Annotated in this window: 14 protein-coding genes and 1 tRNA gene; 9 read left to right on the top strand and 6 right to left on the bottom strand. The window is 73.0% G+C overall.

Annotated features, from left to right (window positions below; all coding sequences use genetic code 11):
* Positions 1 to 262: 262 nt before the first annotated feature.
* Both E4198_RS13265 and ddaH read right to left on the bottom strand, forming a co-directional pair.
* Positions 263 to 811 carry a YoaK family protein gene (locus E4198_RS13265; RefSeq protein WP_281727982.1) on the bottom strand — a complete coding sequence of 183 codons (549 nt, stop codon included), beginning with the start codon at positions 809 to 811 and terminating at the stop codon, positions 263 to 265.
* Between the two features lie 167 nt (positions 812 to 978).
* Positions 979 to 1752: a dimethylargininase gene (gene ddaH / locus E4198_RS13260; RefSeq protein WP_247597662.1), complete on the bottom strand. Its 774-nt coding sequence runs from the start codon at positions 1750 to 1752 to the stop codon at positions 979 to 981.
* On the opposite strand from ddaH, the gene E4198_RS13255 reads away from it, so the two are divergent.
* Positions 1694 to 2002: a hypothetical protein gene (locus E4198_RS13255; RefSeq protein WP_136183335.1), complete on the top strand. Its 309-nt coding sequence runs from the start codon at positions 1694 to 1696 to the stop codon at positions 2000 to 2002. The two genes, ddaH and E4198_RS13255, sit on opposite strands and share 59 nt — an antisense overlap.
* Before the next feature lie 880 nt (positions 2003 to 2882).
* On the opposite strand, the gene E4198_RS13250 is transcribed toward E4198_RS13255, so the two are convergent.
* A tRNA-Ser gene (locus E4198_RS13250) sits at positions 2883 to 2969 on the bottom strand.
* Between the two features lie 72 nt (positions 2970 to 3041).
* The gene (locus E4198_RS13245; RefSeq protein WP_247597661.1) at positions 3042 to 4760 is read right to left on the bottom strand and encodes a trypsin-like peptidase domain-containing protein; all 1719 of its coding nucleotides are present in this window, start codon (positions 4758 to 4760) and stop codon (positions 3042 to 3044) included.
* A gap of 231 nt (positions 4761 to 4991) precedes the next feature.
* On the opposite strand from E4198_RS13245, the gene E4198_RS13240 reads away from it, so the two are divergent.
* The 3 genes from E4198_RS13240 (at position 4992) to E4198_RS13230 (ending at position 7908) form a co-directional block, all read left to right on the top strand.
* Positions 4992 to 5831, top strand: coding sequence for a glycerophosphodiester phosphodiesterase family protein (locus E4198_RS13240; protein WP_136185359.1), 840 nt, complete (start codon positions 4992 to 4994; stop codon positions 5829 to 5831).
* Between the two features lie 153 nt (positions 5832 to 5984).
* Positions 5985 to 6590, top strand: coding sequence for an ATP-binding protein (locus E4198_RS13235; protein ID WP_210732819.1), 606 nt, complete (start codon positions 5985 to 5987; stop codon positions 6588 to 6590).
* A 349-nt stretch (positions 6591 to 6939) separates the two neighbouring features.
* Complete coding sequence (locus E4198_RS13230) at positions 6940 to 7908, top strand: DUF5926 family protein (protein WP_136183333.1); 969 nt, start codon at positions 6940 to 6942, stop codon at positions 7906 to 7908.
* A gap of 435 nt (positions 7909 to 8343) precedes the next feature.
* Here E4198_RS13230 and E4198_RS13225 read toward each other — a convergent pair whose 3' ends face one another.
* On the bottom strand, positions 8344 to 9174 hold the full coding sequence (locus E4198_RS13225; protein WP_136183332.1) for a bifunctional DNA primase/polymerase: 831 nt from the start codon (positions 9172 to 9174) through the stop codon (positions 8344 to 8346).
* Positions 9175 to 9765: 591 nt separating this feature from the next.
* Here E4198_RS13225 and E4198_RS13220 point away from each other — a divergent pair.
* The 4 genes from E4198_RS13220 to E4198_RS13205 all read left to right on the top strand — a co-directional run bounded on the left by E4198_RS13220 (position 9766) and on the right by E4198_RS13205 (position 15085).
* Positions 9766 to 11355 carry a PP2C family protein-serine/threonine phosphatase gene (locus E4198_RS13220; RefSeq protein ID WP_136183331.1) on the top strand — a complete coding sequence of 530 codons (1590 nt, stop codon included), beginning with the start codon at positions 9766 to 9768 and terminating at the stop codon, positions 11353 to 11355.
* A 178-nt stretch (positions 11356 to 11533) separates the two neighbouring features.
* Positions 11534 to 13015 carry an aminopeptidase P family protein gene (locus E4198_RS13215; RefSeq protein WP_247597660.1) on the top strand — a complete coding sequence of 494 codons (1482 nt, stop codon included), beginning with the start codon at positions 11534 to 11536 and terminating at the stop codon, positions 13013 to 13015.
* Positions 13016 to 13347: 332 nt separating this feature from the next.
* The gene (locus E4198_RS13210) at positions 13348 to 13833 is read left to right on the top strand and encodes a TrkA C-terminal domain-containing protein (protein WP_136183329.1); all 486 of its coding nucleotides are present in this window, start codon (positions 13348 to 13350) and stop codon (positions 13831 to 13833) included.
* A 7-nt stretch (positions 13834 to 13840) separates the two neighbouring features.
* Entirely contained in the window at positions 13841 to 15085 is a 1245-nt protein-coding gene (locus E4198_RS13205; protein WP_136183328.1) for a cation:proton antiporter, read from the top strand.
* Between the two features lie 82 nt (positions 15086 to 15167).
* Here E4198_RS13205 and E4198_RS13200 read toward each other — a convergent pair whose 3' ends face one another.
* Positions 15168 to 16022: an SAM-dependent methyltransferase gene (locus E4198_RS13200; protein WP_136183327.1), complete on the bottom strand. Its 855-nt coding sequence runs from the start codon at positions 16020 to 16022 to the stop codon at positions 15168 to 15170.
* Between the two features lie 277 nt (positions 16023 to 16299).
* Here E4198_RS13200 and E4198_RS13195 point away from each other — a divergent pair, with 277 nt between their 5' ends.
* Positions 16300 to 16548 carry a DUF397 domain-containing protein gene (locus E4198_RS13195; RefSeq protein WP_136183326.1) on the top strand — a complete coding sequence of 83 codons (249 nt, stop codon included), beginning with the start codon at positions 16300 to 16302 and terminating at the stop codon, positions 16546 to 16548.
* Positions 16549 to 16577: the final 29 nt, after the last annotated feature.

The following is a 16577-nucleotide window of genomic DNA, read 5'->3' as shown; positions in this document are numbered from 1 at the left end:
GACACCCCACGAACCCACCCGACCAGCCGATTCCCCCGCAAGAATGACGATCCGCCGATAAACCCCTATGCGCCCGCGCACGGTCGGAGCCCGGGGCGGCTCCGGTGCCCGGGCCGCCCTGCGGCATGGGCCCGAGCCCGGGTCCCGTGCCCGGCCCGCCGAACAAGGCTGACCGCCACCGCCAGCACCGCCGCCACCAGCAGCGGTGCCGTCAGCCCGACGTGCAGCAGCAGCGTCCCCGAGGCCGCGCCCGCGAAGATGCTCAGCACCGCACACAGGTAACGCCACCGCTGCACCGTCGGCGTGGCACCCGGACCGGCCGTGCGCGCACGGCCGTACAGCAGCGCCAGCGCGTGGTGACGAGGATCGTCGACATCCCCGGCACGGCGACCCGCTGCGCCGTGGCCGCACGCGCCCCCATGACCAGCGCCAGCAGCGTCACCACCGCGCAGTGCCGGCCCGACAGCTGCGCCGACTCCTCGGTCACCAGCCCCCACGAGAGCGCCGACGCCGCGGTCAGCGCCACCGCCTCCGCGCCGATCGCACAGCGGAACCACCGGCGCCCGCGCCGTTCCATTCCGCTCAGCAGCCAGTGCCCCAGGCCCAGCCCGGTCGCGAACGACGCCAGCGCCGTCGCCGTGCTGCTCACCGCCAACTGCGGTTCACCAGCCACCGCCAGACCGAGGAACAGCACGTTCCCCGTCGCTAGCGCGCAGAAGACGCGCCCCAGCGCGATGAAGCCGACCGCGTCCACCATCCCCGAGGTGAACGTCCACCATCCGCCCGTCGATCTCCGCGGGGACCGCTCCACGTCCGCCCCGTCCGCCTTCCCTCGACACCGACACCTGCCGGTGCAACGGCACGGACGGCCGAGCCGTCACGGTCCCGCTGGCACGGTCGGGTCTCACGCGGCGGGCGGCACCCCCGGACCGCCTCCGTGGCGGCGTCGCAAGGCCTCCGGGCCGGCAGCGGCCGGAGTCAGGGCCCGACCTCCCGCAGCCGCACCGACAGGCACGTCACGCACCCCTCCAGCTTCTCGAACTCCCCGATGTCCACCGGCACCGGCTGATACCCCATCTCCGCGAACAGTTCCGCACTGCGCGGCGCACCGGCCGACATCAGCAGCCGGCTGCCGCCCAGCAGCACCACGTGCGCCCCCTCCGGCTCCGGCACCCCGCGGAACCGCGGGAACGCCGACGGCGCGTCCACCGCCTCCGGGTACCCGATCACCGTGCCGTCCGGCAGCGCCGTCACCGCCGACTTCAGGTGCAGCACGCTCGTCACCGGCACCCCGAACACCTGCGCGCCCGCCGGCTCGAACGCCGCCCGCAGCTGCCGCAGTCCCTCGGCGTTCGTACGACCGCCCTGGCCGACGTAGACGGTGTCACCCACCTTCAGCACGTCCCCGCCGTCCAGCGTCCCCGGCGCCTCCACCCGCCGTACGTCGTACCCCAGTTCGCGGACGACCGCCTCACAGCCCGGCACCTCACGACGCCGTTCCTCCGCTCCTGGACGCGCGAGCAGCGCCACGTCCCGGTAGACGACCACGGCGTCCTCCACGAACACCCCGTCCGGCGCCTCCTCCTCCGGCGGCACCTCGACCGTCTCCCAGCCGTTCTCCCGCAGCGCCGCGACGTACCCCTCCCACTGGCGCACCGCCCGTTCCGCATCCACGGGCATGCGCTCGAGATGCGTGACGATCCCTTCCGCCACACGTCCGCTCGGCCGCCGTACCAACGCTTTCCCCTGCACCGCACTCGCCTCCGTTCGTCGCCCCTGCGCGTACCTGCCCGGCGGCCGTTCGACCGCCTTCCGGCCAGAGCAGATTGAGTACCCCGGCGGTCCCGCCCGGACCCTCGCTGTCGCCCTGCTCTGGCTCCGCCCCTGGCGCGGCCGCACCTTCGGCGTCGCGGCCGGCCTCCCGCTCCTCCTCTGCGTCCTCCTCATGTCCTGGCCCGCTTCCCGCGGCTACGACCTCTTCGACCCCACCCTCTACACCTGACGTCCCTTCGCGACGGCGCAGCGCGGCCACCGCACGCCCCGGTCGAAGCACAACGCGACGCGCGACTTCCGGCGGCCGTCCATAGTGCTTTCGTAGGCACGCGCTTGCGACTTCCGGCGGCGTTCACCGGCGCGGCCCCGGGGTACCACACCGCACAGGTGCCGAACCGAACTCCGTTTCCGCGCCGGACCTGAGAAGACCGACTTCACGGCCAAGCGCTCACCGCCTGGCCGTCGCCCCCCGAGGAGCCGACTGATGGACATCATCATCCCGATCGTCGTCGCCATGATCATCGCTATCGCCATCACGTCGTCCAGGCGGCGCCGCCGCAAGTGACGCCCCCCTGACGGGCCGGGCGGCCACTCCGCTTCGTGACGCATGCGTCCGGCACGGTGACGTGCCGGACCGAGTACCCGCACTCACGCCCTCCCCGCGCCGCCGGACCTACGCTGCGGCGACACACGACGAACGGGGTGGGGCATGCGACGTCCGTTCACCAGAGCGACCCGGGAGCCGGCACGCTGCTCGCCCTGATCGCGAAGGCCCGCGTCCTCCTCACCGGCCGCCACCCGGCGGTGAGCGGGGAGGGCCGCCGACCGCGTGCACCCGGGGCTGCTCCACGCCGTCCGAGCACTGATCACTGCCGATTTGCACGACTTCGTGCACGACGCGGTCATGGCTGGCTACGCATCTGCGCTGCGGGACCTGGAAGCAGGGGGGTTGGACGATCGCGTTCGCGAGCGAGCAACCATGATCGGCTGATTCCGTGCCATAGGCGTGCCAGATCGGGCGGGGAATCACGGGGAACATTGGGTACCGACGGGCAGCGGGCATGACAACGACCCCCGACCGTTTGGGCTGGTCAGGGGCCGTTCATCGGCGGAGGCGGTGGGATTTGAACCCACGGAGACATCGCTGCCTCGACGGTTTTCAAGACCGTTCCCTTAGGCCGCTCGGGCACACCTCCCGGTGCCGACGCCGGGGCGTCGGCACCGGGACAGCGTAGCCGTTCGCGCCGGGGCGCGGGTGGGCGGGACGATCAGCTGTCGCCCTTGCGGGACCCGAGCGTGATGTCCGTGGTCCGCCGTTCGCCGTCGCGGACGTAGGTGATCTCGACGGTCTCGCCCGGCTCGTGCGCCCAGATGGTCGCGATGAGGGTCGGGCTGCTGTCGATCCGGGTGTCGTCGAACTTGGTGATCACGTCTCCCGGTTCGATGCCGGCCTTGTCGGCGGGGCCGTCGGGGGTGACGGGTTCGCCGTCGCTGACGCGTTCAGCGATGACGGCGCCCTGGCCCTGCTGGCCGGTGGCAACGCGGACGCCGATGACCGGGTAGACGGGGACGCCGGTCTCGATCAGCTGGGTGGCGACGCGTTCGGCCTGATCGATCGGGATGGCGAAGCCGAGGCCGATGCTGCCGGCCGAGCCGCCGCCGAGGCCGCCGCCACCGCCGGACTGGATCGCGGAGTTGACGCCGATCACGGCGCCGTTGCCGTCGAGCAGCGGGCCGCCGGAATTGCCGGGGTTGATGGAGGCGTCGGTCTGGAGGGCGTTCATGTAGGACGCTTCGCTGCCCTGGCCGTCGCTGGAGGCGACGGGGCGGTTCTTGGCACTGACGATGCCGGTGGTGACGGTTCCGGAAAGGCCGTACGGGGCACCGATGGCGAGGGTGGTGTCGCCGACCTTGATCTTCTCGGAGTTGCCGAGCGGCAGCGGGTTGAGCGTACGGTCGCCCGCGTCCTCGAGTTTGATCACCGCGATGTCGTAGCCCTCCGCACGGCCGACGATCTGCGCGTCGTACTGCTTGCCGTCGGAGAAGGTGGCGGTGAGGCGGCCGCCGTCGGCGGCGCTGGCGACGACGTGGTTGTTGGTGAGGATGTGGCCCTGTTCGTCGAAGACGAAGCCGGTTCCGGTGCCGCTCTCGCCGCCGCCGGAGGTCTCGATGGTGACGACGCTGGGCAGCGTCTTCTGTGCGATGCCCGCGACGGAGTCGGGGTCGCGGCTCTCCGAGCCGGCCTCGGCGGAGATGGTGGTGGAGGACGGGGAGCTGTCGCTGCTCTCCGCCGCCCAGAAGCCGATTCCGCCGCCGATTCCGCCCGCGACGAGAGCGGCGGCCAGCACGGCCGCGATCACCAGGCCGGGGCCGCGTCGCTTGCCGCCGTGCGGCGGCGGGGCCGGGGGTGCTCCCCACGGGCCCTGCGGGCCGCCGGGCCCGCCGTGGGCTCCGTGAGCGCCGGGACCGGGACCTGCCGGTCCGGGCGGACCGGGCGGGGTGCTGCCGCCGTAGCCACCGCCCGGCGGGGGCGGCGGAGGCGGGGTGCCGTGGCCGGCCGCGGCGTGTGCGGCGGGTGCACCGGCGTCCGGCGCGACCGGGGGAGCCGCGGGGGGCGGGACGGGCGGGAGCCGTGTGGTGTCGGCGTCGCGCGCCGGGGCGCCCTTGGACAGCGGGTCGGCCGGGGCGTCGCCGGAGGCGGGGGCGGCCGACGACGCCGGCGCAGGGGCGTCGGGGTCGATGCGCGGCAGGCGCGTGGTGTGCTCGGCGGGGGCGCCGGCGCCGGCGGGGGGCGCCTCCGGGGTGTCGGGGCGGGCCAGCGCGAAGTCCTCGTCCTCGCCGGGAGCGCGGACCGGGGCGGCGGAAGCACCCGAGGCGGCCGAGGGCTCCGGCGCCGGGGTACCGGCCGGGGTGCCGGGCGCGGCCGCGTCCTGCGTGGGTGGCCCCTCCGCCGGCGTGGCGGCGGCGCCCTCGTTCTCGGTGCTCACAGCTCTCTCCTCAGGTGCACGACATAGGCGAGTCGGATCGTTCCTGTTCATCGGGTTTCCCCAAAGCCTCTCCCATGAGCCGTAGGCGGGGCGTAAATCGCGGCGTGTGGCTCGGTCCGCAACACTTACAGCGGGCATTTCCGGCCCCTTGGGCGGCGACGCCGCCCGACGGCGCGCGGTGGGTGGCACGATATCCCGGTGAGGCATGAGATCCGCCGGGCGGTGCGGCCCCTGGCCGCACGTACGGCCGACCGTATCGCCGTCGTGGCCCACCGCGGCTCCTCCGAGGACGCGCCGGAGCACACTCTGGCGGCGTACCGGAAGGCCATCGAGGACGGCGCCGACGCGCTGGAGTGCGACGTGCGGCTCACCGCGGACGGCCACCTGGTGTGCGTGCACGACCGGCGCATCAACCGGACGTCCAACGGCCGGGGCGCGGTCTCCCGTCTCGAACTGGCCGATCTGGCCGAACTCGACTTCGGCTCCTGGAAGCTGCGGCACGGCGGTGCGCGGGCGGGGGAGGAGCCGGGCACCGACCCGTACGAGTCCCCGGACACCGACAGCGGGCCGGACGCGCGCGCCGAGCGCACCGCGGTGCTGACGCTGGAGCGCCTGCTGCAACTGGTCGCGGAAGCCGGACGTCCGGTGGGGCTCGCGATCGAGACCAAGCACCCCACGCGCTGGGCGGGTCAGGTCGAGGAATGCCTGCTCGACCTCCTCGACCGGTACCGGCTCGACTCGCCGGTGCGGGTGATGAGTTTCTCCGCGCGCTCGCTGCACCGCGTGCGGCTGGCCGCGCCGGAACTGCCGACCGTGTTCCTGATGCAGCTCCTGCTGCCGCAGCTCCGCGACGGGCGGCTGCCGGCCGGGGTGCGGATTGCCGGGCCGAGCGTACGCATCCTGCGCGCGCACCCCGAGTACGTGGACCGGGCCCACCGCGCGGGCAACGAGGTGCACGTGTGGACGGTGGACGAGCCCGCGGACGTCGTCCTGTGCGCACGCCTCGGGGTGGACGCGATCATCACCAACCGCCCGCAGCAGGTACGGGAGCAGCTCGCCGCGCTCCGGTGACTCGCCCGGACAACTGCCGGGCGCGCTCGGCGGGTTGCGTACGGCGGGGCGTGCACCGGCGCACTGAGGATGTAGTGGATCACCACGAAAACGTCAAGAGAGGAAGAACGTCCGGTTTCCTGCCGCCCGGCCTTGGGCATCCATCCCTCTGGCATGGCAAAGGAGGTCTCGGGGGTGGCGTTGGTGGTGGCACAGGAGGTGCCTACTTCGTCGTCGACCATGGCCGTGCCTCATGGTCCGGCCGGTGTGGGCACGGCACGGCGCCAAATGCGCGCCGAACTGCGTGCGTACGGGGCACCGGAAGGTCTGGTCGACGACGCCGTTCTGATCCTTTCCGAACTACTCAGCAACGCGTGCAGACACGCCCGTCCGCTGCGCGCGGGGACGGCCGAGGAGACCGAGGAGTACGTGCGCGCGGCGTGGAGCTGCGCGCCCGGCGGCGAGCTGACCATAGCGGTCACGGACGGGGGCGGGCCGACACGGCCGATGCCGTCGAAGCCGTCGGTCACGGCACGCGGCGGGCGAGGGCTGGCGATCATCACTTCCCTCGCGCGGGACTGGGGTGTCGACGAGCACCTGAACGTCGCCGCCAGACGGGCTCCCCGCACGGACGGCGTGCTGGGCGCGCGGCCTGCGGGGGTCACGGTGTGGGCGGTGCTCTCGGCCGGGGGCGAGGGATTCGGCGGGGCGCTGGCCGGGCTGGATCTCACGGACCTGGACGAGGAGCTCGGAGAGCTGGGCGGCCTCGGAACGGCGTGAGGCGAACCCTGCACGGCGTGAGGCGAACCCCGCACGGCGTGAGGCGAACCCCGCACGGCGTGCGGCGAACCGCGCGCGGGAGACGGCTCGATGGCCGGCCGGACGGCTGCGCGCCGGGAGGACCGGCACGGCCGGCGCCCGCTGCCGGGTACGGTTTCGGGCCCGGTCCGGCCGCGCGACGTGACGGCCGTCCCTCCCGCGGGTGAGATGCGTTCCTCTGAAAAGGACGGCCCCGTCCCAGAGGCCGGAACCCCGGGGCGCGCGCCGTCCGGCGGTACGGCTGAGGCGCGGCGGGGGGCTAGGCTCGCGGCGGAAGAGTGACCGTCCGCAGACCGGGAGTACCGCACGCATGGCCAAGAAGCGCCGCCCCCAGACGAAAGCCGGCACACCGCAGCGCGTGGACGGGGAGATCCCCGTCGTCGGTGCGCGCGAGCCGTGCCCGTGCGGCTCCGGCCGCCGGTACAAGGCGTGCCACGGCCGCGCCGCCGCGCAGGCCGCGACGGAACTGGTCCAGCGCCCGTTCGAGGGGCTGCCCGGCGAGGCGGACTGGGTCGCGCTGCGCGAACTGGTGCCGGCCGCGACGGTGGAGCTGACCCTCAAGGACGGGCTGCCGGAGGGCGTCCCGGCCGTGCGGCTGGCGACCGTGCTGCCGATGGCCTGGCCCGCGCTGCGGCGGGACGACGGCGAGGTGCTGCTCGGCCTGCAGAACGACACCGCCTCCGGCGATCTCAGCCGCGACCTGGCGGACGTGCTGACGCGGGCGCTGGAGGCGGACCCGGGTACACCGGTGAGTGCGGCGCGGGGGGCGACCGACGGGCCGCGCCTCCAGGACCTCCTCGACGACGAGGCGCCGTTCGTCCCGCAGGTGCACACGGGCTTCGAGTTCTGGATCGACGACGCGGAGAAGGCGACGGGCGAGGTCGCGGCCTCTCTGGAGCGGGCCAACGCCGCGGCCATCCCCACCGCGCGGCTCTCCGGGGTCGAGGGCGCGTACTGGTGCGAGACGCCCGACAAGAACCACCTGCGCTGGGTGATGGGGCACCCGGAGGAGGAGCTGCTCGACGCGCTGGCGCGTCTGCATGCGGCCGGTACGTCCTCGCTGGGTACGGACACCCGCCTGGTCGGCTCGTTCCGGGCGCATGGGCTGACCGTGCCGGTGTGGGACCTGCCGAGCGCGATGACGGCGGAGGACTGCGAGAAGCCAACGGAGGAGTTCGCGGAGCGACTGGCCGTGGCGCTCAAGGCGACGGAGCCGCTGACCGCGCAGGAACGCAAGGCGCGCAGCGGTCTCACCAACCGCCAGGTCACCCTGAGCTGAGAACGCCGCGCAGCTGGTCCGCCCCTGCTCTCCCTGCTCAAGGCACCGCCAAGCGGAATCCGCGCGCCCGATCGTGGCGGTTCCGTGGCGACCGCGTGCGGGTTTCGTACGAATCCGGTGGGTGCTCGGCGACCTTCCGTCGCGCCCACCGGTCGTGTACCAGCGAGTAGTTCGCTGTCCGGAGCTGGGGGCGGCGAGTTTGCGTATGGCCGATCTCTTGCTACCGTTCTAAGTGCCCGGTCGCTGGTGCATCCCCCGTCGCCAGCGACCGGGCTTTTTGATGTCCGCGTCACGTATGCGCTTTCGCGCCGGACGCCCGGTACCCGTGCACGGCACGGTCATCCTCCGGTCCGACGCCGCCGGACGTGCCGCCCCCACGCCGAGCGCCGGCGGCGGCCCACGGCCCCCGCCGGTACGCGGCACACGAGCCCGGTCTCAGTAGGCCAGTCGGCTGCCGGTGTCCGGCGTCTCGGTGCTCGCCTCGATGAGCGTCTCGACCAGGGTCTCCATCCGCGGCAGCCACGGGGCGGAACCGACCGGCTTCCTGCCAGGCGCCGCGCTCGGCTCCGTACCGGGCCGCGCAACGGGCTCCGCGACGGCTGCCGCGGGTTCGGCCTCGGGCGGTCGCACCCAGTGGACGCCGCCGGTGGCCGCCGGGGTCGGTGGCAGCGCCGCATAGCCGCCGTCGCCGTGGAAGCGCAGCGAACTGGGCACCCGGTCCTGGGCGTAGAGGAGTTCGCCGAGTTCCGCGAGTTCGTACGGGCGGACCAGCAGCGCGTACCGGGTGGGCATGGCGATCACCGGCCCGACGCGGACGCCGAGCCGGTCGAACTCCGCGAGCGCGGCGCGGCCGGCCGCCGCGGGCAGACTCAGCGCGCACGGGGCACGCCCCGCGCGGGTGGCCGCGCCGGTGGCGAGCAGCAGTGAGGCGTCGGGGCGACGCGTCCACCACCAGTCGACCATCCGGGCGTCGGTGGTCGCGGCCAGCAGCACGGGGTCGAGGGGATGCGCCCCGGGCACCACGCACTCCGGGTCGCCGCAGGAGCAGCCCGCTGTGAGGTCGGTCGTGAGGTCGGTGGGAGTGGTTTCCGGGGAGCCGGGCGTGGGGGAGCCGGGCGCGAGCGAGGGGGCCGTCGGCCCGTGTCCGCCGTTCAGGCGGATCGACGCGCCGGGGAGCACAGGCCAGTGCCAGCGGGTGGCACAGGTGAGCGCTGCGTTCCGCAGCGATGACCGGGTCATGCGTCGCCTTCCGAGGATCTCGCGCATGAGCGCTCGTTCCTTTCCGTTAACGCCGGATCTTCTCGGTACTTCGGATCGTCGAACCCATCGTTGGCGCGTGGTTCTGGCATCGCTTCACACCGCATGCGTACGACGGGCGAAGCGCTGCTTCGGGCGATCACGGGATCATGTCGCCGGACAAGCGTGGTACCTGGCGGGGGGTGGCGCGCACGGGGCGCTCTCCACATCGTGACTGCCCGCCGCTTCGATGGGGCACGGCCGTCGCGGACTGGGACGCGCGGGCTTCCTCTTGAGTTCCGTACCCGCAACGGACGGGGTGACTCTCCACCCGGGCCGCTCCGCCGCCTCTTTCGGACCGCGACGGGAGCCGGGTTGTACTGCTCCGCCCAGTCGACCGTAAAACCTCCGAGCGGGGGTGATTTTTCAGCCAAACTGAAACGCTCTCGGCCTGCCCCCTGTGAGTGAGGGCGTCACAGGGACACCATCGAACCCCTGGGGACAATGCTGGACATCGTCACATCGGTGCGTGTACATCTGGATGCATTCATAGCGGAGCACCATGACATGGGGGTTTGCGATGCTATCGAGAAGAGTGAACTCGGCTGAAAGCCACCACCCATGAGCACCCCACATCTCCCGAAAGTGGCCGGTTTCAGCTCTACACTTACGCCTCCCTCACAAACTTCCCCGGTCGACCGCCTCGCCGCGGTCCAGGACCGCCTGGCCGGCTGGATCGCCGACCTCACCACTCTTCACGACCTCACCGAACGCCTCGCCCGCACGGACGAACTCGATGCCGCGCTGCGCGAGACCCTGGCCGCCGGTGCCACGCTGGTGGGCGCCCGCCGCGGCCTGGTCACGCTGGCCCCCGCCGACGGCCTGGGTACCGAGCACACCGTCGGGCTCGGCCTGGCGGCGGCCGATCTCGGCCAGATCGAGACGGTGCCGCGCGAGTCGGCCTCCCGCACCCGGCTGCTCGACGGCCTGGAGGACTGTCTCCCCGGCGGCCTGCGGACCGGGCTCGCGAGCGACATCCCCCACGGCAGCACCCCCAGCACCCCGAACGACCTGCCGACCGGCCTCGCCGTCGAGGGCCGGCCCGGTACCCGTACCACCGCGGACCTGGGCGGCGACGGGCCGGACACCCCCACCGGCCACGACACCCCCACCGTGCCCGGGGCACCCGCCACCGGCGAGGCCGGCGTTGCGGACGACGTGGAGCCGGAGCCGCAGGCCGACCTCGGCCTCGTGCACCCCGACATCCCCGGCGACGAGACCCTCGACCCCCGGCACCGCGAGGTCGCGGCCCGCCTCGGCTTCGGCGCCAGCTACGCGCTCCCCCTGACCACGCACGACGGCACCCGGCTGGGCGTGGCCGTCTGGCTGTACGACGAGCCGGCCGAGCCCACCCGCCGCCAGCGGCACCTGCTGGAGCTCTACGCGCGCTGCGCCACCGAGCACCTGGCCCGCACACTGGAGCTGGCCCGTGCCCGCGAGGAGATCGCGACCGTCCGCGAGGAGCTGCTGCCCGGCCGGCTCCCCCGGATGCCCGGCGTACGGATGGCGGTGCGGCACCGCACCGGGCCGCGCGGCGGCGGCGACTGGTACGACGCGTTGCCGCTGCCCGAGGGAGCCCTCGGCCTCGCCGTCGGCGGCGTCACGGGCGCCGGACCGGGTGCGATGGCCGCGATGGGCCGACTGCGTGCCTCGCTGCGCGCGTACGCGGTGATGGAGGGCGAGGACCCGGTCGCCGTCCTCTCCGACCTGGAGCTGCTGCTGCGCCTCACGGAGCCGGCGCGTACAGCCACCGCGCTGTTCGCCTATGCCGAGCCCGCCGCCCGCAGAATCGTTCTCGCAGGTGCCGGGCACTGCCCGCCGCTGATCGTCGGCCCGGACCGAACGGAGTGGGTGGAGACCTCCCTCTCCGCGCCGCTCGGCATGCTGGCCTGCTGGGAGGCGCCGAGCGTGGAGCTGTCGGTCCGCGGCGGGGAGACGCTGCTGCTCTACAGCGACGGCCTGCTGCGCCGGACCGGCGAGTCCACCGACCGGGCCTACGCGCGGCTGCACGCGGTGGTGTCCGCGGCGCCGGCGGCAGTCCGCGACGACCCCGAGCTGCTCGCCGACCACGTGCTGCACACGATGCTGCCCGACGGCCGTGACCGTGTGGACGATCCGGAGGACGTCGTCCTGCTCGTGGCACGCTTCTGAACTGGGCGGACGTTCCACCTGCCGTCCCGTCCCCGCGGCGCGGGGCCTTTGCCGCCCGCCCGCCGCGCGCCCCCGGCCGCCCCGCTGACAGAAACGTCACAGGCTTTTGCCCCTGTACGGCGCGGGCCGCCGCCATACGATGGAGGGCGGTCCGGACACCCGCACGAGGAGGAGCGACGTGGCAGCCGCCGAGGAGCACACGGCCGACGAGCACACCACCGACGAGCAGACGGCCGAGGAGCAGCCGGTCAAGCAGCGGAAGAACGGCCTGTATCCGGGCGTCTCCGACGAGCTCGCCGAGAACATGCGCACCGGCTGGGCCGACACCGAGCGCACCGACCTCTCCCCGGTCCCGCAGGCCGGGCGGACCGCCGCCCGCCGCGCCGCGCTGTCCGAGCGCTTCCCCGGCGAGCGGCTGGTGGTCCCCGCGGGCAACCTCAAGGTCCGCTCCAACGACACCGACTACCCCTTCCGCGCCTCCGTCGAGTACGCCTGGCTGACCGGCAACCAGACCGAGGACGGCGTGCTGGTCATGGAGCCGAAGGCGGCCGGCGGCCACGACGCCGCGCTCTACCTGCTTCCCCGCTCCGACCGGGACAACGGCGAGTTCTGGCTCGGAGGCCAGGGCGAGCTGTGGGTGGGCCGGCGCAACAGCCTCACCGAGAGCGAACGGCTGTACGGCCTGCCCTGCAAGGACGTCCGCAAGGTCGCCGAGGAACTGCGCGAAGCCACCGGACCGGTCCGCGTGGTGCGCGGACACGACGCGGCCGTCGAGGCTGCGCTCACCGACAAGGTGACCAGGGAGCGCGACGACGAGCTGCGCACCTATCTGTCCGAGGCCCGCCTGGTCAAGGACGACTTCGAGGTCGGCGAGCTGCAGAAGGCGGTGGACTCCACGGTCCGCGGCTTCGAGGACGTGGTGAGGGTCCTGGACCGCGCCGAGGCGACCTCCGAGCGCTACATCGAGGGCACCTTCTTTCTCCGCGCTCGTGTCGAGGGCAACGACGTCGGCTACGGCTCGATCTGCGCCTCCGGCCCGCACGCGACCACCCTGCACTGGGTGCGCAACGACGGCCCCGTCCGCTCCGGGGACCTGCTGCTGCTGGACGCCGGCGTGGAGACGCACACCTACTACACCGCCGACGTGACCCGCACGCTGCCCGTCGACGGCCGTTTCAGCGACCTCCAGCGGAAGATCTACGACGCGGTGTACGAGGCCCAGGAGGCCGGTATCGCCGCGGTGAAGCCGGGTGCGAAGTACCTCGACTTCCACGAGGCCGCGCAGCGCGTGCTGGCGACCCGCCTCGTCGAATGGGGCCTGCTGGAAGGCCCGGTCGAGAAGGTGCTGGAGCTCGGCCTCCAGCGCCGCTGGACGCTGCACGGCACGGGTCACATGCTGGGCATGGACGTGCACGACTGTGCCGCCGCCCGCCGCGAGGCGTACGCGGAGGGCACGCTGGAGCCGGGCATGTGCCTGACCGTCGAGCCGGGCCTGTACTTCCAACCGGACGACCTGACGGTGCCGGAGGAGTACCGCGGCATCGGCGTCCGCATCGAGGACGACCTCCTGGTGACCGAGGACGGCAACCGGAACCTGTCGGCCGCGCTGCCGCGCACCAGCGGCGACGTCGAGGAGTGGATGGCCCGTCTGAAGAGCTGACCCTGCGTCGGGAGCAGATGCGGCAGCCGCCCGCCCCACCGGCCCGGTGGGGCGGGCGGCTGTTCCGCTTTCTCCGTGCCTCCTACAGCCAACTTCGCCCCACCGGGACGGACTTTCGCCCCACTGCATCCGAAAAGACGCCTTTTGGGAACAATGCCGTCGGGTAATGTGTTGGTCAAAAGTCACCCCCAGGCGGCCCGTGAAAGGGAACGCACCACCGCCTCGTGTCCCGACCCGGGCGGCGTCATACTCGTCCACCGCGGCCACCGGTCCGTACCGCACGGGCGCCGGTGCCGCGCCACGACCGGCACACCGTCACCTGGAGCCCGCCCATGGAGCCCACCGCCCACTCCCGCAAGACCGTTCTCCCCGGGGTCGGCGCCCGGTACGACCTGAACACCGACGCCGGACACCACCTGTCCGTCGTCGCCCATCAGGACGGCCGCCGGATCCTCGCCTTCCACGACCCGGAGGACGACGACGCCTGCAAGGACGCGGCGCCGCTCGAACCCAACGAGGCCACCGCACTCGCCCAGCTGCTCGTCCCCGACCCCGTCGCCCACATCCACCAGCATCTCGAGCTCGACCTGGTCACCGAACACATCGAGGTGACCAACCGGTCGCCGTACAGGGGCCGCACGCTCGGGGACACCCAGGTCCGCTCCCGGACCGGCGCGTCCATCGTCGCCGTGCTGCGCCGGACCGCAGCAGAGCCCTCGCCCACCCCCGACTTCCGTTTCGCCGCCGGTGACGTCCTCGTCGTCGTCGGCACCCGCGAAGGCGTCGACGCCGTCGCCGAACTGATCGCCGGAGGATGACCAGCCCGTGCACGACACCACCGCCATGCTCATCGAACTGGGCGCCATCATCCTCGGCCTGGGCATCCTCGGCCGACTCGCGGGGCGCATCGGCTTCTCGCCGATCCCGCTCTACCTGCTGGCCGGCCTGGCCTTCGGCCACGGCGGTGTACTGCCCCTCGGCGCCAGCGAGGAGTTCGTCGCGACCGGCGCCGAGATCGGCGTCATCCTGCTCCTGCTCCTCCTCGGGCTGGAGTACACGGCCAGCGAGCTGGTCACCAACCTGCGCACGCAGTATCCGTCCGGCGTCGTCGACTTCGTGCTCAACGCGCTGCCCGGAGCCGCGGCCGCGCTGATACTCGGCTGGGGCCCGGTGGCCGCCGTCGCCCTGGCCGGCGTCACCTGGATCTCCTCCTCCGGCGTGATCGCCAAGGTGCTCGGCGACCTCGGACGTCTCGGCAACCGCGAGACCCCCGTCGTCCTCGGCGTGCTCGTCATCGAGGACCTGGCCATGGCGGTCTACCTGCCGATCCTCACCGCCCTGCTGGCCGGTGTCAGCCTGACCGGCGGCAGCATCACCCTGCTCATCTCCCTGGGCACCGTCGGCGCCGTCCTCTACCTGGCCCTGCGGCACGGCCGCCACATCAGCAAGGCCGTCTCCTCCGACAACCCGGAGATGCTGCTCCTCGTCGTCCTGGGGCTGACGCTCCTGGTCGCGGGCGTCGCGCAGGAGCTCCAGGTCTCGGCCGCGGTCGGCGCCTTCCTCGTCGGCATCGCCCTGTCCGGCGAGGTGGCGGAGGGCGCGCACAACCTCCTCACCCCGCTGCGCGACCTGTTCGCCGCCGTCTTCTTCGTCTTCTTCGGCCTCCACACCGATCCGTCCAAGATCCCGGGCGTGCTGCTGCCGGCACTCGTGCTGGCCGTGGTGACCGCCTGCACCAAGATCGCCACCGGCTGGTACGCCGCCCGGCGCGCGAACATCAAGACGGCCGGCCGCTGGCGGGCAGGCGGCACGCTGGTGGCCCGCGGTGAGTTCTCCATCGTCATCGCCGGCCTGGCAGTGAGCGTGGAACCGCGGATCGGTCCGCTGGCCACGGCGTACGTGCTGCTGCTGGTCGTCATCGGCCCGCTCGCCGCACGCTGGACGGAGCCGCTGGCCCGCCGTCTGACCGGCGGCGGCAAGCCCGGCAGCGGGAAGCCCGGCGCCACCGCGCCCGCCGGCGTCGGCCCGGTGACGACCGAAGCGGCGGACGCGGCGGCCACGCACGGCTGACGCGCGCCCCAGCAGGAGCGCCCCCGGGACGACGTCCCGGGGGCGCTTGAGTGTCCGGGCTCGCTCGGGTGCGGCGCGCGGGTCAGTGCTTGAGCGCCACCCCGGCCCACAGGCTGACGGCCGCGTCGTCCAGGCTGCCGATGTCCACCAGGCGCTCGGTGTCCGCGTCTGGGTGCCAGCGGTGCGGCACCTCCACGCCCGGCTCGACCAGCTCCAGGCCGTCGAAGAACCGCTCGATCTCGGCGCGGCTGCGCACCTGCGCGTTGCCGCCGTCCGCCTTGTAGACCTGGATGGCGCTCTTCCACTCCTCCGGCGCGAAGTCCGGCGTGCAGTGGGAGAAGACCAGGTACGAGCCGGGAGCGAGCTCGTCCACCAGGGCGCGCACCAGGTCGTAGGGCTGCTGGTCGTCGGTGATGTAGTGGAAGAGGCCGACCAGGCTCAGCGCCACCGGCTGCGCCATGTCGAGGGTCTCGCGGAGCTGCGGCGAGTCCAGGATGTCGCGCGGCTTCATGATGTCCGCGTCGACGTACGCGGTGCGGCCCTCGGGGGCGCTGGTGAGCAGTGCCCGCGCGTGCGCCAGGACGATCGGGTCGTTGTCCGCGTAGACCACCCGGCTGTCGGGGGCGACGGCCTGCACCACCTCGTGCAGGTTGGGGCTGGTGGGGATGCCGGTGCCGATGTCGAGGAACTGGCGGATGCCCCGCTCGGCGAGGTGGTGGGCGGCCCGGTGCATGAAGGCGCGGTTGGTGCGCGCCGCGGTACGGAAGCCCGGGAAGGCGGCCAGGAGCTTCTCCCCGACCTCGCGGTCCGGCGGGTAGTTGGTCTTGCCGCCGAGGAAGTAGTCGTAGATCCGCGCGGAGTGGTGCGTGTCCAGCCCCAGGTCGCGTTCTGCCGCGGCAGGCCCGGCCGCCGGTTCGTGGTCGAGGTTGCCGCCCATGTGTGCCCCTGTCAGGTCGCCGTGGTCACCGTCCGATGCGCGGATCGTAGTCTCCCGGGCCGGGCGGCTTCCGGTCATTCTGCAACGTCAACTTCTCTGCCGGAAAGGGACGTTGAACGATCAGTACCGGTCTCCTCCTCCGAACTCTGGCCGTGCAAGCACGAATGCAATTACAGTTGTGCGCACATCGGTAAGAACACCTGCACTTGCAGCCGCAGTTGCAGCACGGTCGTACGGGCTCCGTACGCCGGCCCCCCTCTGCGAAGGAGACGTCGGGATGCAGATCGACAACGGAGTCCGCGCGGACCGGATCACCGGAGCCGTGTGGCGCAAGAGCGGACGGAGCGCCCCCGGCGGCAACTGCGTCGAACTCGCGGCCCTCCCCGGCGGCCGGGTCGCCGTCCGCAACTCCCGCTTCCCGTCCGGACCCGCGCTGGTTCACAGCCGCGAGGAGATCGCCGCACTGCTGGGAGGCATCAAGGACGGCGAGTTCGACGGACTGGTCACCGAGGGCACCCTCGCCTGAAACGGACGAACCCGTCCGGAAAGCTGTAC

This window comes from Streptomyces sp. RKND-216, from assembly GCF_004795255.1.
GTDB classification, from domain to species: Bacteria; Actinomycetota; Actinomycetes; order Streptomycetales; family Streptomycetaceae; genus Streptomyces; species Streptomyces hazeniae.
The sequence above is the reverse complement of the archived record's forward strand: the minus strand, read 5'-3'. Positions and strand labels throughout refer to the sequence as shown.